This window comes from Edaphovirga cremea (assembly GCF_003332275.1).
Taxonomy (GTDB): Bacteria; Pseudomonadota; Gammaproteobacteria; order Enterobacterales; family Enterobacteriaceae; genus Edaphovirga; species Edaphovirga cremea.
In genome coordinates, this window is record NZ_QOVA01000012.1 from 53,807 (window position 1) to 76,815 (window position 23,009).

Here is a 23,009-nt window from a genome sequence, read left to right on the forward strand (position 1 = left end):
TTTTTACGTTATTTCTATGCCAGCGCCTGCGCCAACAGGGTAATCGGGTGCTCGCATTTTTTACTGGTCGACATCTCAATCTGCCATTTGCAGGTTTCACAGTCTGTCACAACCAAATCCACCCCACTCGCTTCGATCTGCTCAAACAATGAGGCACCAATAGCCTGTGACGTCTGATAGTTTTCAGATTTGAAACCGTACGTCCCCGCAATCCCGCAACACTGCGACTCCAAAACCACCAACTCTATCCCTGGAATCCGCTGCAATAGCGCCAGCGTATACGCCGTCCAGCCCATTTTTTCCATATGGCATGGCGTGTGATAAGCGATACGCAACGGTAAAGATTTGAGCGGCAGGTTTTTTCCTTCGCTAAGCAAACGGTAGATATAGCGGGTCGCCAATTCAACGCGATCGCGCACTGCGGAAGTATCCACACCCAACAGATGCGGATATTCATCGCGCAGGGTAAAAGTACAACTCGACGAGGTGGCGACCACAGGGATGCCGCGATCAATCACCGCCTCTTCCAGGGCACCCGCATTCACCCGTGCCTGCTTCTTGGCTTTGTCGATAAAACCGTTGGCGATCAGCGGCACGCCGCAGCATTTCTCGCCTTTCAGCAGTTGCACGCCGATATCCATCGCATTCATCACGCTAATCAGGTCTTTCCCAAGCTGCGGATGGTTATAGTTCACGAAACAGCCGTGGAAAAAAGCGACCTGCTGCGGGAAATTTGACTGCTCCGCCGCATGTTGCTTATACCAGCGCCGGAAGGTACCGGGCGAATAACGCGGCAATTCGCGACGATGATCAATTTTGAGCGCAATATCCAGCAATTTGCGTACTGGTTTCAGACCTGTCGCGGCATTGACGATTGGCGCAAATGGCGTCGATAGCGTTCCCATCAGATCTGTATGACTGAGAAGTGCATCGCGCAATTTCGGCTTATGCTTACCGTAATCTGCTTTTGCCCGCTGAATGATGTCGCCAATATTTACGCCGGAAGGACAGGCCACTTCGCAGCGCTTACAGTTGGTACAGTATTTCAAGGCATCATCGTAGAGCGCCGGATCTTTCAAGCGCAGTCTTTCACCATCTGGCCCCGCCTGTTTGGGTCCGGGATAGAGCGGGTTCACTTTCGCTACCGGGCAGTAGGTGGTACACACCGTACATTTAATGCATTTCTCGAAGCTGTTATCGCTGCGTGTGCTCATGCTGCGGCCTCCGTAAAGCCAGCAATTTGCTGGGCGGCAAACAGTGCGCTCACCAAAGACACCCCTGCGCCACAGCCTTCTCGCAATGGGTCATAACCGCCCAGTACGGCACCGATGGCGTAGAGATTCTCCAGAGGATTTCCCTCGCGGATCGCCCGCAGGTGACGATCGGTTTTCACACCGAATTTCAGGTAGGGTTGCGGAGCAAATAATTCAGGTGCCGTCCATTGCGCATGATGTGAGGGTGCATCAATATCCAGACCGAACACCGGTTCGATAATCTGATCGAAACGGGCAATCAATCCATTACTGAAAAAGCTGCCGCTGGCGAGAACATAATTCTTCGCCACCAAAGGAATATCACCGTGGTTGTGGCTATAAAGATGGGTAACCCGATGATTTTCAATTGCGGCCCGCAACGCCTTGTCACCCGGCATGAACATCCCGCCCAATTGTTGAAAGCGGCGACGCAATTGCTGATACAGACGCATGCCCAGCAATGAAGGAGGCAGGGTCGGCAATAAAAAAATGGAGGCGGGTATCTGCTTACGCAAATCGTCCAGCGTTTGACTGCTATCCAACCCCAGGCAAGCGGGCAGGATGATAGTCTGGGCACCTACAGACAGCCGTTTCAGCTCTTCAATCAGCGCTTCACGATGAGCAGGGAGATCCAGCACGCGCGCGATATTGACCGCGCGGAACTCACTGGGATTGGTGCGCAGACGATCCAACGCTGGCAGCATCAATGAATGCGAAGACGCCGTCACACCGGCCTTTTGTAACGAACCGGCGACTAATTGCGGGTGAAAGTCGAGAAAACCTTCAATACCAATCACCGCGACCTGTTCCCATGGAATCGGCCCTTGCAATGACGTTACAGGAACATCAAGTGGGCTCAGCCAGGTTGAACGACGCATTCCCAGAGGAGTGAGCCGCAGATGGTTTTCTTCACTGTGGCCAAAAAGAGGAACATCGCAACGCTGCATCAGTTGTTCAGATTCACTGGCCAGTTGGGTAACCGCTGCACTCCCCATCACGCTGTAGGGATGATCCGGTGCCTGCTGCGCCAATGCCCCCAGCGCCTGTAAAGGGTGATTAACCACCGTGCCATCCGGTAATTTACCGAGCAAATCCAGAGAGCCAGAAGAAAAGTGCAGGGCACTTTGCCCGGCACTGACAATCGCGCAACGTTGCCCTCTCTCTGCCAATCGGATGCCGCAGGCCAGTCCAGCCAATCCTCCGCCGATTAAGACCGTATCAAATTGCATTTTCAGCCTCCTGTGCCCGATTGCTGTCATCCTCTGCATCCAATCCGCATAACCCTTGATAGATCCAACCGGTAAATTCGCTTTCACGCAGCGCATCTCCCCAGGCGATAGGGCGGACGCCTTTCCAGCGTTCATTGAGGAACTTGGAGAGTTGATCCAGTGATTGCTGCGGCGTGGTGACGCGAAAACGGTTCAAAAGCCCTGCCGCGCGACAGGCGCAAAGCTCACCCTGACAAGTTCCCATACCTACACGGGTTCGGCGGCGTAAATCGAGCAGATTATTGACTTCGAGCGCATCCACAGCGTAACGCACTTCTCCCGCCGTCACGGCCTCACATTCACACACCAGACTGTTATCCAGGCGTTGTTGGGTCAACAATTGACTGGCGCGATCGCCGTGGCGGTAAACCGCAGAACCGCGCAGGGTTGCTGGCAGTGAAATGACTTTACTCAGTGCCTGCTCCGCCGTTTGGTGGGAGCCCGGCAGGGGTTCTTGCGCCGTCGTACAGCTTGCCGACACACCTATTTTGCGGCAGATCATATCGGTCGCCCATTCGGCCATCAGGCGATATGTCATCAACTTGCCGCCGGTGATAGTAATGAAACCCTCCATTCCATCGCGCTTGGCATGATCCAGCAGCACAATTCCCCGGCTGACATTACGCCCGCTTGGGTCGTCGTCACTGGCGACTAATGGCCGTACACCCGCATAGGCACGCAGAATCCGGGTTTCTGCCAGACGCGGGGACAATTTGCTGCCTTCACGGATCAGTATCTCGACCTCCTGCGGCGTAACGGTCATGTCATCAATACGGTCATATTCGATATGGGTCGAGGTAGTCCCTATCAGCGAAATGGTATCTCCCGGAACCAGAATATCGGCATCCGCGGGCTTGCGGCAGCGGTTGATCACCATGTTGTTGATGCGGTGCCCGAGGATGAGCAGCGCGCCTTTTGCAGGAAACATTCTCACGCGGAGATCGGCATATTCTGCAATATGCTGGCCCCAGATACCGGCGGCATTAACCACTATTTGTGCGTGAATCTGACGAGACTCTTTGCTCTTATGGTCGAAAACGCTCACACCAGTAACACGATCCCCCTGACGGATCAAACCGATGACTTCATGATAAGTCAGTATAGTGGCACCGCGCTCGCTGGCATCCAGCATATTGGCGGCGGTCAAACGGAAAGGATCTACCGTGCCATCAGGAACTCTCACCGCCCCCGTCAGCGCCGGATTTACCGCAGGTTCAAGACGCAGGGCATACTGTGGGTCTATTTTTTCAGCCTCGATACCGGCCTGCCGACAGGCAGCGATAAAACCATCCTGAAAGTCGAGGGAGTCCTCGGGCAACGTGATAAACAGGCCATCCGTAGGCTCAATGCAATGCCGGGCAATGCGCTTGAGAATGCGGTTTTCCTCAATACACTCTTTGGCCGATTCACTGTCCGTTACGCAGTAGCGTGCACCGCTGTGCAATAATCCATGATTACGCCCGGTCGCTCCCGTGGCGATGTCATAACGCTCCACCAGCGTACAGCGTAATCCCCGACGCGAGCAGTCACGCGCAATACCCGCCCCGGTTGCCCCACCGCCAATCACAATCACATCCGTTTCGGTGCAAAAGGCATTATTCGTCATTTCGGCCCCCGCCATATTTAGTCGTCCATCGCAATCTACATCCTATTTAGACATAAAACGTAGGGTTTATGTTTGATAAGGAGCAAAAACGAGCAACAAACGAAGATAAAATGAGAGTTAAAATCCATAATTGTGACCGTCATCATAGATAGAAGACGGGTAAATATTCCGTTTTGTTAACCAATGCCGCAAAATGCGTCTCCGGATTCGTGAAACTGTAACAATTGCGTTCTTACTCACAGTTCGTCCGAAAGTTATTCTCTAGCATTACGCTCGCTAAGGAACATCAAAGAAAGTCACTTTACCTTGTCTGCACATTTGCAACCCGGGTTAACACTGAACACAGCCATTGGAGGCGCCCATGCTTAGTATTTTTAAGCCCGCACCACATCAGGACCGCATTCCTAAAGATCAGATCGATCCCGTCTACCGTCGCCTGCGTTGGCAGATCTTCATGGGGATCTTCTTTGGCTACGCAGCCTACTATCTGGTCAGAAAGAATTTTACGCTTGCCATGCCATACCTAATCGATCAGGGGTTCTCCCGCGGCGATCTCGGTTTTGCATTGTCAGGTATCTCTATTGCCTACGGTTTTTCCAAATTCATCATGGGTTCGGTCTCTGACCGTTCCAATCCCCGGGTTTTCTTGCCAGCAGGTCTTATTCTGGCGGCGGCCGTTATGCTGTTCATGGGATTTGTCCCTTGGGCAACATCCAGTATTGCCGTGATGTTTGTGCTGCTCTTTCTGTGTGGCTGGTTTCAGGGTATGGGCTGGCCTCCGTGCGGACGCACCATGGTTCACTGGTGGTCGCAAAAAGAACGCGGCAGCATAGTCTCAGTCTGGAACTGTGCGCATAACGTCGGCGGTGGTCTTCCCCCGTTACTGTTCCTGTTGGGGATGGCATGGTTTAACGACTGGCACGCAGCGCTCTATATGCCAGCATTCGGCGCCATTCTGATTGCTGTGTTTGCCTTTGCAACGATGCGTGATACACCGCAATCCTGCGGGTTACCGCCTATTGAAGAGTACAAAAACGATTATCCAGTAGACTACGATGAAAAATCTGCGGAAGTTGAATTAACGGCAAAACAGATTTTTATGCAGTACGTCCTGCCCAACAAACTGTTGTGGTACATCGCACTGGCCAACGTGTTTGTTTATCTGCTGCGTTACGGCATTTTGGACTGGTCACCGACCTATCTGAAAGAGGTGAAACATTTCGCACTGGATAAGTCCTCGTGGGCATATTTCCTTTACGAATATGCAGGTATCCCTGGCACGTTGCTGTGTGGTTGGATGTCGGACAAAGTGTTCAAAGGCAACCGTGGTGCCACAGGCGTGTTCTTCATGGTGCTGGTGACTATCGCCACCATCATTTACTGGCTGAACCCGGTCGGCAATCCTGGCATTGATATGGCTTGTATGATCACCATCGGCTTCCTGATCTACGGTCCGGTGATGTTGATTGGCCTCCATGCCCTTGAACTGGCACCGAAAAAAGCCGCAGGTACCGCAGCCGGATTCACCGGTCTGTTTGGTTACCTGGGTGGATCGGTCGCTGCCAGCGCCATTGTGGGTTACACCGTTGACTACTTCGGTTGGGATGGTGGATTCATGGTAATGATTGGTGGCTGTTTCGTGGCGATTATTCTGCTGCTGATGACCATGGTGAGTGAGAACAAACACAAAGCTGAGTTGGCCAAACGCAGCTGAGTGAAATAACGGAACCAGGCCGCGGTAAAGTCTCAGATCCCGCGGCCTTTTTATTCTCCCGCAGTATTATCGGATACGAAGGAGTACATGGAATGCGAAAACCTATCAAATCACTTTTGGCTGGACTGATTATGGCAACGTCGCTCTCAGGCTTTGCCCAGGCTGCCGATCAGATAGTTGTAGCCCACCGCGGTGCCAGCGGTTATCTGCCAGAACATACGCTACCGGCCAAAGCGATGGCGTATGCACAAGGCGTGGATTATCTCGAACAGGATTTGGTGATGACCCGCGACAATCAGCTCGTGGTGCTTCACGATCATTATCTTGATCGCGTCACCGATGTGGCAGAACGTTTTCCCGATCGCGCACGCAAAGATGGACGATATTACGCGATCGACTTCAGTCTCGCTGAAATCAAGTCGCTGAGATTCACTGAAGGTTTCAATATCAAAGACGGCAAGCAGGTGCAGTCATATCCTGGTCGTTTCCCGATGTGGAAATCTGACTTCCGCGTCCATACTTTCCAGGAAGAGATTGAGTTCGTTCAGGGATTAAACCATTCGACCGGTAAAAAGATCGGTATTTACCCAGAAATCAAAGCCCCGTGGTTCCATGAGCAGGAAGGTAAAGATATCTCCAGCGAAGTGTTGAGGGTGTTGAAGGAGTACGGCTATACCAGCAAAAATGATCCCGTATTCCTGCAATGCTTCGATGCCAATGAACTGAAGCGCATCAAGACCGAGCTTGAACCAAAACTGGGTATGGATTTGAAACTGGTTCAGTTGATAGCCTACACAGACTGGAAAGAGACCTACGAAAAACAGGGCGATAAGTGGGTTAACTATGATTATGACTGGATGTTCAAACCGGGAGCGATGAAGAGCATTGCTGAATATGCCGACGGTGTCGGACCGGATTACCACATGCTGGTGATAAAAGATTCCACGCCAGATGCGGTGAAGCTAACGGATATGGTCAAAGAAGCTCACGAGAATAATCTGCTGGTACACCCGTATACCGTTCGCGCAGATGCGCTACCGACGTATGCAACCGACATTGATGGGCTTTATCGTATTCTCTACCAACAGGCAAAAGTTGACGGCCTGTTTACCGACTTCCCCGATAAAGCGGTGAGTTTCTTACAACAGAACAAGTAAAAAGAATATGTTAACGCGGGCGCAGCAGTGCTGCGCCCAACCGGATTACTCTTCTGCCAGGAACATCTTGCGCAGATAATGAGGAACCGCATTATCCACGTTGGATCCGATCACCTCCAATTCCGGCAGCATATCTTTCAGGCGTTGGTGGGCATCACGCATAATGCAACCTTTGCCGGACATCGAAAGCATTTCCAGATCGTTCATGCCATCGCCAAACGCGATGCACTCTTTCAGCGAATAGCCGATAAGCTTTGAAACCTGCTCCAACGCATGACCCTTTGAAACACCGCCAGCCATGACTTCGAGACAGGTCGGGAAAGAGAAACTCACATTCACGCGATCGCCCCAGCGGGCATTGATGGCTTCTTCCAGCGGAAGCAACAGTTCATGGTCATCACATGTGAAATAGACTTTGCACACTCCGTCAGTCTCCAGCAATGCTGGTTCAAACAGTTGATATTTGAATACTGACTCACGGAAAAACTCAGCTTGTTCTGGCCGGTCGCGATTCATGTACCAGTCATCATTCAGATAAACGTTAGTCAGGATATCCGGATTGTTATGCACAATCTTGTAAAGGTCGCGGGCGATCTCCGCATCCAGGTTATGACTGAAAATCAGCTCACCAGCAGTATTGTGAACACGCGCTCCGTTTGAGGTGATCATGTACGCGCTAATTTCAAGATTGTCGCGGATTTGTCCAACGTCTATATGATGACGACCCGTAGCGAAAACAAAGTGAATACCCTTCTGTGTCAACAGCTTGAGGGTTTCTTTCGCGTAGGGGGACAGCGTGTGGTCTGGCGATAGCAGTGTGCCATCTAAATCGGAAGCGACGACGTGGTACATAGCGATATGTTCTAACCTCTAATGGTGTTATGGCAGTTTTTCGCTGCCGAATTAAGTGTGATTCGCGAAAAAACGCATGATGGCGCTAAGCGCCCTGGCACGGATATCGTCCCGTTCGAACAGGATCTCATGTCGTGCACCTTCTATGACCAGCGGTTGGTTCCCTTCACAAGGATTTCCCACCCGGGCCATCGCCTGACAAAAAGCGAGTTGGGAACGGTTATTCACCACCCGATCCTCTCCCGCCTGTAACACTAATAGTGGTGTAGTGATATTTTTGACCTGCGCAAGAAGACGCTCTCCAGCCAAAATACCTTCACGTACCCAATGATAACTGGGTCCGCCAACCTGTAACTCCGGATAATCCGCATAAGAACGCACGCTACGACGATAACGCTCCCGACTGTGGGTCAGTGCATTGACCAGAAATGGCAATGGTCGCCAGTGACCGGTACCCAACGCATAACCATCACGGCGCATAGGGCGGTTTTCAGCCCAATCCAGGATTTTGCGCGCCACCCAACCAGGTAGCGGCAGGAATATTCCCGTCATGGGCGCACAGAGTGCTGCAGCATCGAAGGACTCAGGTTCTTTGGCCAGGAATAACGCCAGAATTGCCCCGCCCATGGAATGGGCCAATGCGAACTTGCGCCGATAATTGCGTGGTGCAACCTCTAGCTGATAAAAGGTATGAAAGTCATCGATATAGTCATCAAACAAGTGCACATGGCCGCAGTGACGATCGTTCAGCATACGGCCAGAACGCCCCTGCCCACGGTGATCCAGAATCATGACGTCATAACCACAATGGTATAAATCGTAGGCAACTTCTGAATATTTGACGTAACTTTCTATGCGGCCAGGTGATACAACGATGACTTGATCGTGCTTGGGAGAACAGAAACGAACGAAATGAATCGGTACGTCATTGACGCCAGAAAACACGCCCTCTTCCCGGCTGTGCCAGAAATCGAGCAGCGGTCCGTTCGAGAAGGCAGCAAACTCCTGCTCCCGCGTTAACCAACTCTCATTAACTTGCGCCATTACCCGTTCCGTAGCATTACCCTTGCATTAAAAGCTTCTTTTTTGTGAGTCATAGCACAACAAATTGCAATAGCGTATTGTGGCATAAAACTATGCAATCGGGGAGCTTTGCTGATGACCTTGGACTGGTGGCTAACTTATCTGCTGACGACTTCAATTTTAAGTCTTTCTCCCGGCTCGGGTGCAATTAACACCATGAGCACTGGCATTAGTCATGGTTTTCGCGGTGCGGCGGCGTCTATAGCAGGTTTACAAGTTGGTCTCAGCCTGCATATTGTGTTAGTTGGTGTGGGTCTCGGCGCGTTGATTTCACAGTCATTAATGGCTTTTGAAGTACTAAAATGGTTGGGCGCAGCCTATTTGATCTGGCTGGGGATCCAACAATGGCGAGCTGCGGGTGCCATCGATTTGCACGCGCTGTCAGACAGTATCCCACGCCGGAAATTATTCCAACGCGCGATTCTGGTCAATCTCACCAATCCAAAAAGTATTGTTTTTCTCGCCGCATTATTCCCACAGTTTATTATTGCTCATCAACCACAAACTGCACAGTACGTGATTCTGGGCGTAACCACCGTGGTCGTCGATATCATCGTGATGATTGGCTACGCAACTCTCGCTACCCACATCGCCAGTTGGGTCAAAGCCCCGAAGCAAATGAAACTGCTCAACCGCATTTTCGGCTCGCTATTCATGCTGGTCGGCGCACTCCTCGCCACTGCCCGGAAAGTTTGATTCATACCGATTTCGCTCTCTGCCCAACCCCAAAATGGCAAGCAGTAGCAAGCCCAGGCGCAGCGAGCGCAGTCAGTTTGAGTGCGGCCAACGCGCAGTACCCGCAGTGGACATAAGTCCATGAGGAGTACGAGCACTGCCCAATCTCAAACAGACAAGCAGCAGCAAGCCTAGCGAGAAATAATGAGGTGGAGTCCGAAACCGGTAAATAAAACCCCCGCCACTCCATCGATCCAGCGGGCCAGTCTTTGGTAACCACGGCGCATGACGGGAAGGGCGAAGATCATGGCGACGAGGGAGAACCAGACAAAGGTTTCCATGACGATGAGGACGAACAGACCCCAGCGTTCGGCGCTACCGACGTCATCACCGACGAACAGGGAAAAGACACTACCGAAGTAAATAACGGCTTTGGGATTGGAGAGGTTGGTGAGAAAACCACGCATAAAAGTGCGACCGCGTGCGGCTAGCTTCACTTCGGGTTCAGCATCGGCGTTGGCAGTTTTCTTGGCTTTGGCAGAGCGCAGGAGTTGCCAGCCCATCCAGCAGAGATATAATCCACCGCCGACGGTAATGATCTGGTGCAACCAGGCCATTTTTTGCAGGATCAAGTGCAACCCCATCAAGGCGACACCGGCCCAGATAACAATTCCGAGAGAAATTCCGACGACACCCATCATGGCTTCGCGTCGCGAACGGCTGGCTGCCGTTTGGGAAACAAAGAAAAAGTCTGGACCTGGGCTCATTAAGGCGACCAGATGAACCAACGCGACGGTGAGGAACAGGATCAACATGATGGATATTCTCGGATAACTATAAGATAGCAGGCTAAGCGCTTATACATAAAAAATCCAGCGATTAATCGTCATCGTTATCAACATGATCGCGAATCATCCCCATGAAGAGTGCGCCAAAGCGCTCAAGCTTGCGGTGCCCCACGCCATTAACGCTGAGTAATTCACTGGCTGTGATGGGCATCTGTTCCGCCATTTCCAGCAGTGTGGCGTCATTGAATACCACATAGGGCGGAATATTCTCTTCATCGGCGATGGATTTGCGCAGTTTACGCAGTTTGGCGAACAGCTTGCGATCGTAGTTTCCGCCATAGGATTTCTGGTTTGAACTGCTGCGTACTTTTAACGTCTGGATACGCGGCACAGCCAATTGCAGGGGTATTTCCCCACGTAGAACTGGGCGCGCAGCTTCAGTTAATTGCAACGCGGAATACATGGCGATGTTCTGACAGACCAGCCCCAGATGGATCAATTGGCGTAACACGCTGACCCAATGTTCATGGCTCTGCTCTTTGCCTAATCCGTAGACGGGCAATTTGTCATGACCAAACTCGCGGATGCGCTGATTGTTAGCCCCGCGCAGTATTTCCACGATATAACCCAGACCAAAACGCTGACCTACGCGATAGATAGCAGATAATGCTTTCTGCGCATCCTTCAGTCCGTCATAACGTTTGGGGGGATCGAGGCAAATATCACAGTTGCCACAAGGTTGCTGCTTACCTTCCCCAAAATAGTTGAGAAGCACCAGGCGGCGGCAGGTTTGTGCTTCGGCAAACGCCCCCATGGCATTCAATTTATGACGTTCGATATCCTGCTGTGCGCCAGCGGGTTTCTCTTCCAGACAGCGGCGCAGCCACGCCATATCCGCCGGATCATAAAGCAATATGGCTTCGGCAGGCAGGCCATCGCGCCCGGCTCTTCCCGTTTCCTGATAGTAGGATTCGATGGTCCGGGGAATATCGAAATGCACCACAAAACGGACGTTGGGTTTATTGATCCCCATACCGAATGCAACGGTGGCTACCACCACTTGCAAATCATCCCGCTGAAAGGCTTCTTGCACCTGCGCACGGCGTTCGTTATCCAAACCGGCATGGTACGCACCCACGCTTAACCCGCGGCTTTGCAAGCGGGCCGTGGTGTCTTCGACCTTGGCGCGGCTATTACAGTAGATGATGCCACTTTTGCCACGCTGGTCCTGCACGAAACGCCACAGTTGATCGAGTGGTTTGAATTTCTCAACCAGCGTGTAGCGAATGTTTGGCCGGTCAAAGCTGCTGATCTCGATCAGCGGTTCATTGAGTGCCAACAGGCGAACAATGTCACCCCGGGTCGCTTCGTCCGCCGTGGCGGTCAACGCCACCACCGGTAAATCAGGGAAGCGCTGCTTGAGCTGCCCCAAGGCTCGGTATTCAGGACGGAAGTCATGGCCCCACTGTGAAATACAGTGCGCCTCATCAACCGCCAGCATTGCCGGATTCCACTGGTTGAGCTGATCGAGGAAATTATCCATCATCAGTCGCTCAGGGGCGATGTACAGCAACTTAATCTGGCCGCTGCGGCAACCTGCCATCACCTCAACCTGCTGCTCACGCGTCTGGGTCGAGTTGAGGCACGCGGCTGCTACACCATAGGCCAACAGTTGATCGACCTGATCTTTCATCAGGGAAATCAAAGGAGAGACCACCAGTGTCAGCCCGTCCATAACCAGCGCAGGGATCTGATAGCACAGCGATTTCCCGCCACCGGTTGGCATCACTACCAGACAATCCTGCCCGGCTATGGCTGCGTTGATAATCGCTTGTTGACCTGGTCGGAATTGCTGGTAGCCGAAGGTATCGCGTAATACCTGTTCTGCCAGCAATTCTCTGTTTATCACTGCCGCCGTAGACACTCGTTTCCCCAACTTATGATGTGCCCGGCCACGAACGCTCCGTACCGGGACTGTTTAATGCTGACGCGAATTCGCGCAGATTAGAGTATATCGTTGAGCATGATACCAACACCGACGCGAGTCTGCTTGAAGTTGTAATCAATCAATGACTCATCATAGCCGCTGAATACCTGCGTATAGAACAGGCCATTTTACACACAAATGTGTTTTTTGGATTAACGCTTGTTGGATATATAGTTTTCGCACTGGTCAGAAACAAAAAGCAGACATAAAATATACAATTCGTTAACCTTGGTTTTATTTCAATGCGCAATTACGCTTCAGGAAGAAATTTATGTCTGTCACCCCGTTAACTCAGGAAGCTGCCCGTAAACTGATCGGTGAAATCTTTGTTTATCATATGCCCTTTAATCAGGAGCTTGGACTGGAATTGGGCCGTTTTGAGAACGACTACGCGGAATTGATTTTTTCTAACCAAACCAAGTTGGTTGGCAATGCTGCGCAGCATATTCTGCACGGGGGCGTTATTGCTTCCGTTTTGGATGTGGCAGCCGGTTTGGTCTGCGTAGGCAGCACATTGATGCGACATGATACGATTAACGAAGAAGAGCTGAAGATGCGGCTTTCACGGATGGGGACGATCGATATGCGGGTAGATTACCTGCGGCCAGGGCGCGGTGAACGTTTTACCGCCAGCGCCAGCCTGCTGCGCGCAGGAAATAAGGTGGCTGTCGCTCGGGTAGAATTACACAACGAACATCAACTGCATATTGCCACTGCCACCGCGACCTATATAGTAGGGTAGACTTACACAATGCGCCGGAGAGTCACTGCCCTACTCAGGTTGATGACTCACACCGGTGTCAAGTTAACAACTCTCTTCACTTTTTTGCTATCAGGTCGATAACATGGATTCGCAACAAACGCGTCAGGGCATTTTTTTTGCTCTGGGCGCTTATTTTATCTGGGGAATAGCTCCGGTATATTTCAAACTCATTCAACAAGTTCCAGCCGATGAAATCCTGACGCACCGGATCATCTGGTCGTTCTTTTTTATGTTGGTTTTACTGTCAATCAGCCAGAGCTGGCCGCAAGTCCGGCAAATATTCAAAGACGTAAAGCGACTGCTTTTACTGGCCGTGACCGCATTGTTGATTGGCGGTAACTGGTTACTGTTTATCTGGGCCGTTAACAGCCACCATATGTTGGAAGCCAGTTTAGGCTATTTCATCAATCCGCTGGTGAATGTATTGCTGGGATTGCTATTTCTCGGTGAGCGTTTCCGCCGTATGCAATGGGTGGCCGTAAGCCTCGCGATCTGTGGGGTTTTGGTCCAGTTGTGGCAGTTCGGTTCGCTGCCGATCATCGCTCTGGGGCTGGCGTTCAGCTTTGCCTTCTACGGTTTGCTGCGCAAGAAAATTCGCGTGGATGCGCAGATTGGTATGCTGATCGAAACGCTGTGGCTCTTGCCCGTTGCCGCGATCTATCTGTTCCTGATCGCCGACAGCCCCACCAGCCATTTGTCCGCCAACAGCCTGTCATTGAATCTGTTGTTGGTCTCTGCGGGCGTTGTGACAACCGTGCCGCTGCTTTTTTTCACGGCAGCTGCCAACCGCCTGCGACTTTCAACACTGGGCTTTTTCCAATATATCGGCCCAACGCTGATGTTTATTCTGGCCGTTACTTTCTACGGTGAGAGTATCGGCAACGACAAACTGCTGACCTTCGCCTTTATCTGGGCGGGATTGGCGATCTTTGTTCTGGATGCCCTCTATTCACAACGAAAATCACGCTGATGCTGGTGAAGCGCTGCGCGATATAAAACGCGCCATCGCCGGACCCGTTACAAGGACAGTCAGCAGACGCAAGGTCTGCATTGCCATCACAAAGGACATATCTACACGACTGCCCGCTGCGATGATTGCCACGGTATCCAGCCCTCCCGGGCTGGTAGCCAAATAGGCCGTCAGCATATCCACGGGTAACAGCAACGTCAGCATCCAGGCCAGTCCACCACAGAACAACATCAAACAGACTATCGACAACACCATCTGCGGAAGCGACTTCAGCGCCAGTAAGAAAATTTGCCGCGTGAAACGCAGCCCCACGCTCCAGCCGATGAGGGCATAGGCAATCGCCAACAGCCATTCGGGAACCTGCAAGCTCATAATTCCGGTGGAATGCACCGTCGCCCCAAGGATCGCGGGTAACAGCAGTGCCCCCGAGGGAATACGCAGACGCGGAGCGAGCAAAATGCCCACGGCGGCAATCGCCAATGTGCCAGCAAAACGCCAGTCAAGGGAAGGAAACCACGTTACGACAGCAGCCTGGCTGGATGCATCATCACCCAGGCTGAGACGGGCGACAAAGGCCGCCGCCGTTGCCACAAACAATACGCGCAGATACTGCATGAAGGCCACCAGTCGCACATCCGCCCCGAAATCCCCAGCCATGGCCACCATAGCGGAAGCACCACCGGGAGACGATCCCCAGGCACCCGTTGGCCCCGGAAGTTGGCTGAAGCGAACCAACAACCAGCCAGAAACCCCGCTGGCCAGTAAAGTGGCAATCAATACCAGCAACACCAGCGGCCAGTCATGCAGCAACGGCGTTAAAATTGACGGCGATAAACTCTGGGCAATCATACAACCCAAAATACCCTGCGAGACCTGGAACATACATGGATGAATGCGTATTGATGCGCCAGACAAGCCCATCGCCACACCCACGATCATCGGACCGAGCAATAGGGCTGCCGGGATATGGAAAGCCTGAAAACCAAATCCAAGGATCAGCGAGGAAAATAGTAGGATAAACCACTGGCCGGTGGGGGCCATCCTATGCATCAGCATGTGTCCGTTCTGCAAGAGATCTGAATGAAGGGTATATTCTAAACTTATTTTTCAACCATGTGACTAAAAAACGTGCGGCTCAGAACAAAGAGAGGGCGCTCTCCGACAGATAGCCGAAGAGCAGGGAAAATTCACAGCCAGTTTTTGCGCTTGAAATAGAGGTAAGGTGCCAATCCCGCAAGGAGCATCAACCCTATCGCCCCCGGATAACCAAATGACCACCGCAGCTCCGGCATGAATTCAAAGTTCATTCCATAGCTTGATGCCACCAGCGTCGGGGGTAAAAAGACCACCGATACTACCGAGAAGATTTTGATGATGCGGTTCTGCTCGATGTTGATAAAACCCATCGCCGCCTGCATCAGGAAGTTCACTTTCTGGAACAGGGATTCGTTATGCGGCAACAGTGATTCGATGTCGCGCAACACCTCGCGCGCCTGTTCCAATTGACCGCTGGGTAAACGCGCCTTGCGTACCAGGAAATTCAGTGCGCGCTGGGTATCCATCAGACACAGGCGAACTTTCCAGCCGATATCTTCCAGTTCAGCCAATGTGGAGAGCGCGGCATCGTATTCATCGCCCTGATGCCCTTCCATAATAACCCGGCTGAGTTTTTCCAAATCGCTGTAGATGTTTTCGATCTCATCCGCCAACTGTTCAATTTTTGTTTCGAACAGGTCAAGCAGCAGCTCATAGGCGTTGCCATCTACCATCATTTGATTGCGCGCACGCATACGGTACAAACGGAATGCCGGCAGCTCACGCTCGCGTAGGGTATAAAGACGCCCTTCACGGATAGTAAATGCCACCGTTGAGTTACCGGCGTGATCTTCAGAGTCCTCGAAATAGAAGAAGGAGTGAATATGCAACCCGTCTTCGTCTTCAAAGAAACGCGCCGATGCTTCGATATCATCCAATTCTGGTCTGGTTGCCAGACTTTGCCCTAATTCCCTTTGTACTTTTTCACGCTCTTCTTCTTCAGGCTCGACCAAGTCGACCCAAATTGAGGAGGTGAGATCGTCAGAGTCATCCAGCTCTAAACGGGATAAGCGGCTGTTTTCTAATTTAAATGCGCTCAGCATATGCCCTGACTCCCTTGTGATGACAGGTATGGACAACGCATTGAAGCACAGAAACAGAGAAGGTGACATGACACCAGTATGTTTCAGACCATATTGAGATCTGACTCATAGCGACGCTTGAGAGGTCGCTGACAACCACGAAGGCTATCAGCAAAGAGGATAGCCTTAGAAGTTGTACCTAATGAACAGGTTATTGAGCCAGTATCTACTGGGTGTGTCCAAGGCGAAGGTCCTCATTGATAATCGTGCGCGCATGTTACGCCGATAAGAAAAAGACTGTCAACCGCTTAACCGTAGTTATTGTGCAACAAATGCTCTTCCTTGCAAAACCGCACACCAGGCCACACTCTGGCCGCATCGCACCCACTTGAATAACCGGCAACACGGGGAATATATTCCCTTGCGGGAGGAGGATTATCTGTCGGGTCAGCGCCAGAAGGCGATGCCCGAACGGGCAAGATTATGGTGTGGTATGCACGGGTTCAGGTTGGTGACATTTATCCTGGGTAAATGACAAAAGGGCGGAGTGAACTGCTCGCCGCCCTTCCAATGCAATCGGGTTCACGGTCATGTCGTTACACGGTTTCCAGCCTGGCGTAGGCGGCAACCAGCCATTTGATACCTTCACCCGGAAACGCCACCTGCAAACGACAGTGTTCACCACCGCCCTCCAGATTAACAACCGTCCCTTCGCCAAATTTAGGATGACGCACACGTTGACCAAGAGTGAAACCACTGTCGTTCTCACTGATTGGTGTTCCCATCCGGCGATGGCTCACTGGCCGGGAAACGCTGGCACGCAAGCGCACTTCCTCCACACACTCTTCGGGTAACTCCCCGACAAAGCGTGAAGGTCGGTGATAGACCTCTTTACCATAGAGACGGCGGGTTTCCGCGAAGGTTAAGGTCAGCTTCTGCATGGCTCGTGTCACACCCACATACGCCAAACGACGCTCTTCTTCCAGCCGTCCGCCCTCTTCCAACGCCATCTGACTTGGAAACATACCCTCTTCCATGCCGACGATAAATACTTGCGGGAACTCCAGACCTTTGGCGGAATGCAGCGTCATCAACTGAACGGCGTCCTGATTGGCATCCGCCTGCCCTTCGCCTGCTTCCAATGCCGCATGGGACAAAAATGCCTGTAAGGGCATCAGATCCTCATCTTCATCCTGATAGCTGTACTGGCGGGTGGCGTTTACCAATTCCTCAAGGTTTTCAACGCGTGCCTGCCCCTTTTCACCTTTCTCCTGCTCATACATCATCCACAGGCCAGAATCTTTGATCACCCGGTCGGTCTGAACGTGTAGCGGCATATCGGCTGTTTCGTGCGCCAAAGAGTCGACGAGTTCGGTGAAGCGCTGGAGAGAAGAGGCTGCACGTCCAGCCAGCGCTTTTTCCTGTAACAAAAGCCGGGTGGCTTGCCACATGGTCAACTGGCGATCGCGAGCCGTCTGTCGCACCACATCAAGCGTGCGATCCCCAATGCCACGCGTTGGCGTATTTACCACGCGTTCAAAAGCAGCATCATCATTGCGGTTGGCGATCAGTCGCAAATAGGCCAGTGAATCCTTGATTTCCTGACGTTCGAAGAAGCGCATACCGCCATAAATCCGGTACGGCATCGCCACCTGAAGCAACGCTTCTTCCAGCAAACGTGATTGGGCGTTGCTGCGGTAGAGAATGGCACAATCTTTCAGTACACCGCCGTTTTCCTGCCAGGTTTTAATGCGGTTAACCACAAACCGGGCTTCATCCAGATCGTTGAAAGCGCAGTAGAGTGAAATACGCTCGCCTTCACTGTCTTCGGTCCAGAGGTTTTTCCCCATCCGGCCACTGTTGTTGGCAATCAGGGTATTGGCAGCCTTCAGGATATTGCTGGTTGAGCGGTAGTTCTGTTCCAGGCGGATGGTTTCCGCCTTGGGAAAGTCTTTCAGGAAGCGCTGGATATTCTCAACCTGTGCGCCGCGCCAGCCATAGATCGACTGATCGTCGTCACCCACGATCATCACGTTGGCTGCATCACCCGCCAGCAGTCGGATCCAGGCATATTGAATGCTGTTGGTATCCTGAAACTCATCCACCAGAATGTTGGTAAAACGTTCGCGATAGTGATTGAGGATATGCGGTTTATTCAGCCACAGTTCGTGGGCACGCAACAGCAGCTCAGCGAAGTCGACCAGTCCGGCACGATCGCAGGCTTCCTGATAGGCCTGATAGATGCGTAACCAGGTCGCTTCAATCGGATTACCATAGCTTTCAATATGTTGCGGGCGCAGCCCTTCGTCTTTCTTACCGTTGATGTACCACATCGCCTGACGCGGAGGCCATTGTTTCTCATCAATATTCAGGGCACGGATAATACGTTTCAGTAACCGCAGTTGATCCTCACTGTCGAGGATCTGAAAATCTTGCGGCAATTTGGCATCCATGTGATGAGCCCGCAACAGCCGATGGGCCAGACCATGGAAAGTCCCAATCCACATACCACCCTGACTGGTGCCAATCAGATGCTCAATACGGTGGCGCATTTCTGCTGCCGCTTTATTGGTGAATGTCACCGCCATAATCGAGTAGGGAGAACAATTCTCGACTGACAATAACCAGGCAATCCGATGCACCAGTACCCGCGTTTTACCACTGCCCGCGCCGGCCAGCACCAACAGGTTACTGCGTGGCGCGGCCACGGCTTCACGTTGTTTGTCATTGAGGCTGTCGAGCAGGTCAGAAACGTCCATAGGCACCGTCTGTCGGGTTAAGGAATGGCACAACGACGTCCTGAAACACGACGTCGGAAAGACATTCTACTGGAAATATATACAGAGTTATTGCAGAGGATTATAGCAATGCTTTCAGCGATGCCAACTGAGAAATCTCAATATGGGGCAATAATCGACCATCATCGGCCTTCATCAGGCTGCGCTGGCGATCGTTGATCCAACAGGCCTGCATTCCGCAAGACACAGCACCCGCGACATCGGTGGTCAAATCATCCCCAACGTGCAGTATCGTTTTAGGGGGCAACGCAAGACGTTGCGCGGCCAGATGATACATGTCGACATAAGGTTTCGAACGCCCATCCGGGCCCGATCGCAACACAAATTCGAAGTACTCGCCCAGGCCAAACAGATGCGGGTCGGCATTGCCATTGGTGATCGCCACCAGTGGCCAGCGTGCAGCCAGCGCTTGCAATGTGTCATGCGTTTCCTGGGCGATATCGATTTTACTGCGCCAAAGGGCAAAGTTTTCCATTGATGCATCCGCTCCGGCGGTGGCCTGAGCCTGATTCAGCCCACTGCGCGTCAGGGCCAGATGAATCGCCTGCCAACGCCACTGGGTGACATCGTGGTAGATCTCTGGATCCTGGGCACGAAGTTCCGCACGCAGATGGTGGTAGTCCGCCGAGGTAAACTCGCGTAGAGACGGGTGATATTGCTGCAAAAACCGGACAGACTCCTGCTCAGTGCGGGCGATAACCGGTCGGTTGTCGTAAAGGGTGTCATCAAGATCAAACGTGATTGCTGCAATCCGCGTCAGCGGTCGGTAGAAATGCATCAGGGTTTTCCTCGTTTGGCGCGTGGATGCGCGGCATCATACACCGAAGCCAAATGTTGAAAGTCGAGGTGGGTATAAATTTGCGTGGTCGACAGGTTGGCGTGACCCAACAATTCTTGCACCCCCCTGAGATCGCCGCTGGATTCAAGCAGATGCGTAGCGAAGGAGTGGCGCAATTTATGCGGATTGATATGGCTGTTCACGCCCTGCTTGACGCCCCATTCGGCAAAGCGTTTCTGTACATTGCGCGCCGATATCCGTTTGCCCTGGCTGGAGAGAAAGATCGCATCATCCTGCGGACTAAACGTATCGCGCAACGCGAGCCAATGCTCAAGCCAGGTTATGGCCATTCGTCCCAGAGGAAGTTTGCGCTCTTTGCTGCCTTTCCCCATGACCCACACTTCGCCACCCGCCATATCGACATGCTTGCAGTTCATCCCGACCAGTTCGGAGAGACGCAAACCCGCCCCGTACATGACCTCCAGCATTGCCCGATCGCGCACCGCCAGGGGATCGTTCAGATCGATATCCAACAGGCGGCTGACTTCATCAACATCAATATTTTTTGGTAAATGGCGGGCAATGCGTGGGGTCGCAATCCCTTTTGCCGGGTTGGCGTGGAGTACACCCTGGCTGACTTGCCAATCCAGAAAACTGCGTAGTGCGGACATGCGTAGAGCAAGACTGGAAGACTGCAGGCCCGAGCGTTTGCTCTTCGATACCAGCATTCTGACTTTCGCCGCATCCAGCGCGAGCCAGTCTGTCAAACCCATTTCATCCGCCATAGCCACCAACGCCAGCAACTGGCGGCCATAATTCTCAATCGTAAGAGGGCTGAGCTGACGCTCAACCTTCAGATACCGTAAAAAGGCATCAACGGGGGGTTGCAGAGTCGATTCTGCCTGGCTCATGCCCGTTCAATCCAACGTTCCAGCAGGCTTGGGAGCATTTTCGCCAATTGATCAAGCATCACCGTTCCCATTCCGCGCTGATAGTGTTGCGGGTCGCGGCTGCTGAAAATCAGCATACCCAGCTCCCCTTGCCCACCCATCAGGGAAAGCGCTACCGATCCCACCTGTTTGGCTTGCGGCAAAAGCAGCAGGAGTTCAGGACCATTCAGCCCACCAAGGAAATGATATTCATTGCCGAGGCGCGGGATACGGAAGGATTCAAATGCACTGCGTGCCAGGCCGAGATGAGTGAAGTCGGAAGGTGCGCCTATTTTCCAGCTTTCATTGAACAACCGGACATTGGCACCCGCCAGACCCAAGCCACGCGCCCAGCGTTGCAGGCGATTCAGCATATCCTGCAAACTGCTGGCGGCGGCTAGATCGGCCTGTAAATGCATCAGATGACCAAACAACCCTTCGTTCTGTGCAGCTTGCTCCATCAGCAGCGTGATTTCTTCTTCAAGCTGATGAATCTGGTTACGCTGGCGAGACAGTTGCCACTCAACCAGAGACACACTGCCACGCACCGGGTGAGGAATGTGCATCTGTTCTACAATTCGCGCATTCCTGATAAAGAAATTGGGATTTTGCAGCAGATACTGCATCACCGATTCATCATCGAGTTCAACGGCTGTTGTCACCTGATTTTCAACGCTATTCATAAATGAATAAACCCGTCATAAACATGAGTCGCTGGCCCGGTCATAAACAGCGGACTGCCCGGTCCTTTCCAGCTAATTTTGAGACTGCCTCCCGGCAATTCCACGAGTACTTCTTCGGCCAGCAACTCTTGCTGGATACCAACCGCCACGGCGGCACATGCGCCGCTACCGCATGCCTGGGTTTCACCGGCACCGCGCTCATAGACGCGTAACTTCACCTGATCCCGGCTGACCACCTGCATGAAACCCACGTTGACGCGCTCAGGAAAACGTTCATGACTCTCAAGCTCAGGTCCCAGCAATTCCACCTTCGCGGTGGTTACATCGTCCACTTGTAAAACACAGTGTGGATTACCCATTGAAACTACGCCACACAATACCGTGTGTTCTGCGGCGCGCAAAATATAGGTTTTTTCCGCCTTGGCCGCGCGGAAAGGCAACGCCGACGGTTCGAAATTTGGTTCGCCCATATTCACGCACACCAACTCATCATCGGTAACGGTCAGAACCATGCGGCCCGTCTGGGTACTGACGCGGATTTCGCGTTTATTGGTCAGCCCTTTCAGCCGGACAAAACGGGCAAAACATCGCGCGCCATTGCCACATTGCGCCACTTCGCTGCCGTCTGCATTAAAAATCCGATAATGGAAGTCCAGCTCCGGATCGTAAGGTGGCTCAACGATCAGAAGTTGATCGAAGCCAACCCCATGATGCCGATCGGCCAGTCGACGAATCAACTCTGGTGAAAAATAGACATTCTGTGTAACCGCATCGACTACCATAAAGTCGTTGCCCAGGCCGTGCATTTTGGAGAACTGCATATCATACTCCGCTTACTGCTGGAGAATTCCGGACGCAATACCACCCCCGGCGTGACGCGAGTTGCTCCATGGTATGTACCATGTTTCCCGCACCAAGGGTAAACCCTTACATACCAGCAGAAGATGAAGTTTTCTGTGCGTCTGGTGTTGTTTGTTGATTTTTCTGTACATTAGCAGAATCTGTTGAGGCAACTTCCGTTTTAGGTTTCTCGGCTGGCGGGAAATAAAGCGGACCTTTCAGGCCGCATCCGGAAAGCCCAATCAACGCAACAGTAGTCAGCGCCCAGCGAAGTTCTTTTCTCATTGTATTAATGCCTGTGATTCATGCGTCCAAGCTCTCTATAATCGCAGGTGGATCATGAAAAGCAATAGGAATTAACTATGAACGACAGCGAGTTTCATCAGTTGGCCGATCGGCTGATGCTTAAGATTGAAGAGACACTGGACGAATTTGAGGGCGATGCCGATATCGATTATGAAACCAACGGCGGCGTCATGACGCTCACTTTTGAAAACGGCAGCAAAATTGTCATTAACCGCCAGGAGCCGTTGCATCAGGTATGGTTGGCAACAAAATCCGGCGGTTATCACTTCAAGCTCCGCGACGATCAGTGGTTCTGCGATCGCAGTGGCAGAGAGTTCTGGAGTTTACTGACCGAAGCGTGCAGCACACAGGCAGGCGAAGAGATTCACTTCCCCGCCTGATCATTATAGGGCACGTTTTTCCGTGCCCTTTGTTTACCCGGATTTGCTTAACTGGATTTGTG

At 52.3% G+C, this 23,009-nt stretch carries 21 protein-coding genes and 1 pseudogene; 6 read left to right on the plus strand and 16 right to left on the minus strand.

Annotated features, from left to right (window positions below):
- Window positions 1–14 precede the first annotated feature (14 nt).
- Genes glpC through glpA form a run of 3 tightly spaced genes read right to left on the minus strand, consistent with a single transcriptional unit; the run spans window position 15 to window position 4,127 of the window.
- Window positions 15–1,214, minus strand: a complete 1,200-nt coding sequence (gene glpC, locus DRI82_RS16030) for an anaerobic glycerol-3-phosphate dehydrogenase subunit GlpC (RefSeq protein WP_114194916.1) — start codon at window positions 1,212–1,214, stop codon at window positions 15–17.
- Window positions 1,211–2,482, minus strand: a complete 1,272-nt coding sequence (gene glpB, locus DRI82_RS16035) for a glycerol-3-phosphate dehydrogenase subunit GlpB (RefSeq protein ID WP_114194917.1) — start codon at window positions 2,480–2,482, stop codon at window positions 1,211–1,213. Before glpB ends, glpC begins: the two co-directional genes overlap by 4 nt.
- On the minus strand, window positions 2,472–4,127 hold the full coding sequence (glpA, locus tag DRI82_RS16040) for an anaerobic glycerol-3-phosphate dehydrogenase subunit A (RefSeq protein ID WP_114194974.1): 1,656 nt from the start codon (window positions 4,125–4,127) through the stop codon (window positions 2,472–2,474). Before glpA ends, glpB begins: the two co-directional genes overlap by 11 nt.
- Window positions 4,128–4,488: 361 nt before the next feature.
- Between glpA and glpT the strand changes: the two genes are divergently transcribed.
- Together glpT and glpQ are read left to right on the plus strand one after the other, a co-directional pair.
- Complete coding sequence (glpT, locus tag DRI82_RS16045; protein ID WP_114194918.1) at window positions 4,489–5,841, plus strand: glycerol-3-phosphate transporter; 1,353 nt, start codon at window positions 4,489–4,491, stop codon at window positions 5,839–5,841.
- Window positions 5,842–5,933: 92 nt separating this feature from the next.
- Window positions 5,934–6,998, plus strand: coding sequence for a glycerophosphodiester phosphodiesterase (glpQ, locus tag DRI82_RS16050; RefSeq protein ID WP_114194919.1), 1,065 nt, complete (start codon window positions 5,934–5,936; stop codon window positions 6,996–6,998).
- A gap of 45 nt (window positions 6,999–7,043) precedes the next feature.
- On the opposite strand, the gene yigL is transcribed toward glpQ, so the two are convergent.
- On the minus strand, window positions 7,044–7,850 hold the full coding sequence (gene yigL, locus DRI82_RS16055) for a sugar/pyridoxal phosphate phosphatase YigL (RefSeq protein ID WP_114194920.1): 807 nt from the start codon (window positions 7,848–7,850) through the stop codon (window positions 7,044–7,046).
- 51 nt (window positions 7,851–7,901) lie between these two features.
- Window positions 7,902–8,894: a lysophospholipase L2 gene (gene pldB / locus DRI82_RS16060; protein WP_114194921.1), complete on the minus strand. Its 993-nt coding sequence runs from the start codon at window positions 8,892–8,894 to the stop codon at window positions 7,902–7,904.
- Window positions 8,895–9,008: 114 nt separating this feature from the next.
- On the opposite strand from pldB, the gene rhtB reads away from it, so the two are divergent.
- Window positions 9,009–9,629 carry a homoserine/homoserine lactone efflux protein gene (gene rhtB / locus DRI82_RS16065; protein ID WP_114194922.1) on the plus strand — a complete coding sequence of 207 codons (621 nt, stop codon included), beginning with the start codon at window positions 9,009–9,011 and terminating at the stop codon, window positions 9,627–9,629.
- A 170-nt stretch (window positions 9,630–9,799) separates the two neighbouring features.
- Here the strand turns inward: rhtB and rhtC are convergent, their stop codons facing one another.
- The 3 genes and pseudogenes from rhtC to DRI82_RS16080 all read right to left on the minus strand — a co-directional run.
- Window positions 9,800–10,423 (minus strand): threonine export protein RhtC, encoded by a 624-nt coding sequence (gene rhtC, locus DRI82_RS16070; RefSeq protein ID WP_114194923.1) that lies wholly within the window; start codon window positions 10,421–10,423, stop codon window positions 9,800–9,802.
- Window positions 10,424–10,487: 64 nt separating this feature from the next.
- Window positions 10,488–12,320 (minus strand): ATP-dependent DNA helicase RecQ, encoded by a 1,833-nt coding sequence (recQ, locus tag DRI82_RS16075; protein ID WP_114194924.1) that lies wholly within the window; start codon window positions 12,318–12,320, stop codon window positions 10,488–10,490.
- Window positions 12,321–12,400: 80 nt separating this feature from the next.
- Window positions 12,401–12,502 (minus strand): annotated as a pseudogene (locus tag DRI82_RS16080) (phospholipase A); the annotation flags it as partial.
- 152 nt (window positions 12,503–12,654) lie between these two features.
- Here DRI82_RS16080 and DRI82_RS16085 point away from each other — a divergent pair.
- Together DRI82_RS16085 and rarD are read left to right on the plus strand one after the other, a co-directional pair.
- On the plus strand, window positions 12,655–13,125 hold the full coding sequence (locus DRI82_RS16085; protein ID WP_114194925.1) for a thioesterase family protein: 471 nt from the start codon (window positions 12,655–12,657) through the stop codon (window positions 13,123–13,125).
- A 103-nt stretch (window positions 13,126–13,228) separates the two neighbouring features.
- Window positions 13,229–14,116 (plus strand): EamA family transporter RarD, encoded by an 888-nt coding sequence (gene rarD, locus DRI82_RS16090; protein WP_114194926.1) that lies wholly within the window; start codon window positions 13,229–13,231, stop codon window positions 14,114–14,116.
- On the opposite strand, the gene DRI82_RS16095 is transcribed toward rarD, so the two are convergent.
- The 8 genes from DRI82_RS16095 to lptM form a co-directional block, all read right to left on the minus strand.
- The gene (locus DRI82_RS16095) at window positions 14,108–15,157 is read right to left on the minus strand and encodes an AbrB family transcriptional regulator (protein WP_114194975.1); all 1,050 of its coding nucleotides are present in this window, start codon (window positions 15,155–15,157) and stop codon (window positions 14,108–14,110) included. The two genes, rarD and DRI82_RS16095, sit on opposite strands and share 9 nt — an antisense overlap.
- 146 nt (window positions 15,158–15,303) lie before the next feature.
- Window positions 15,304–16,254: a magnesium/cobalt transporter CorA gene (gene corA, locus DRI82_RS16100; protein WP_114194927.1), complete on the minus strand. Its 951-nt coding sequence runs from the start codon at window positions 16,252–16,254 to the stop codon at window positions 15,304–15,306.
- 575 nt (window positions 16,255–16,829) lie between these two features.
- Complete coding sequence (gene uvrD, locus DRI82_RS16105) at window positions 16,830–18,992, minus strand: DNA helicase II (protein WP_114194928.1); 2,163 nt, start codon at window positions 18,990–18,992, stop codon at window positions 16,830–16,832.
- A 100-nt stretch (window positions 18,993–19,092) separates the two neighbouring features.
- Window positions 19,093–19,809, minus strand: a complete 717-nt coding sequence (gene yigB / locus DRI82_RS16110; RefSeq protein ID WP_114194929.1) for a 5-amino-6-(5-phospho-D-ribitylamino)uracil phosphatase YigB — start codon at window positions 19,807–19,809, stop codon at window positions 19,093–19,095.
- The gene (gene xerC / locus DRI82_RS16115; protein ID WP_114194930.1) at window positions 19,809–20,720 is read right to left on the minus strand and encodes a tyrosine recombinase XerC; all 912 of its coding nucleotides are present in this window, start codon (window positions 20,718–20,720) and stop codon (window positions 19,809–19,811) included. The genes yigB and xerC overlap by 1 nt, the downstream gene beginning before the upstream one ends.
- Window positions 20,717–21,421 (minus strand): DUF484 domain-containing protein, encoded by a 705-nt coding sequence (locus DRI82_RS16120; RefSeq protein WP_114194931.1) that lies wholly within the window; start codon window positions 21,419–21,421, stop codon window positions 20,717–20,719. Before DRI82_RS16120 ends, xerC begins: the two co-directional genes overlap by 4 nt.
- Window positions 21,418–22,242, minus strand: a complete 825-nt coding sequence (gene dapF / locus DRI82_RS16125; protein WP_114194932.1) for a diaminopimelate epimerase — start codon at window positions 22,240–22,242, stop codon at window positions 21,418–21,420. The genes DRI82_RS16120 and dapF overlap by 4 nt, the downstream gene beginning before the upstream one ends.
- A gap of 106 nt (window positions 22,243–22,348) precedes the next feature.
- A complete protein-coding gene (lptM, locus tag DRI82_RS16130; protein ID WP_114194933.1) occupies window positions 22,349–22,546 on the minus strand; it encodes an LPS translocon maturation chaperone LptM in 198 nt (65 codons plus the stop codon).
- A 77-nt stretch (window positions 22,547–22,623) separates the two neighbouring features.
- Between lptM and cyaY the strand changes: the two genes are divergently transcribed.
- A complete protein-coding gene (gene cyaY, locus DRI82_RS16135; protein WP_114194934.1) occupies window positions 22,624–22,947 on the plus strand; it encodes an iron donor protein CyaY in 324 nt (107 codons plus the stop codon).
- The last annotated feature ends 62 nt before the right edge of the window (window positions 22,948–23,009 follow it).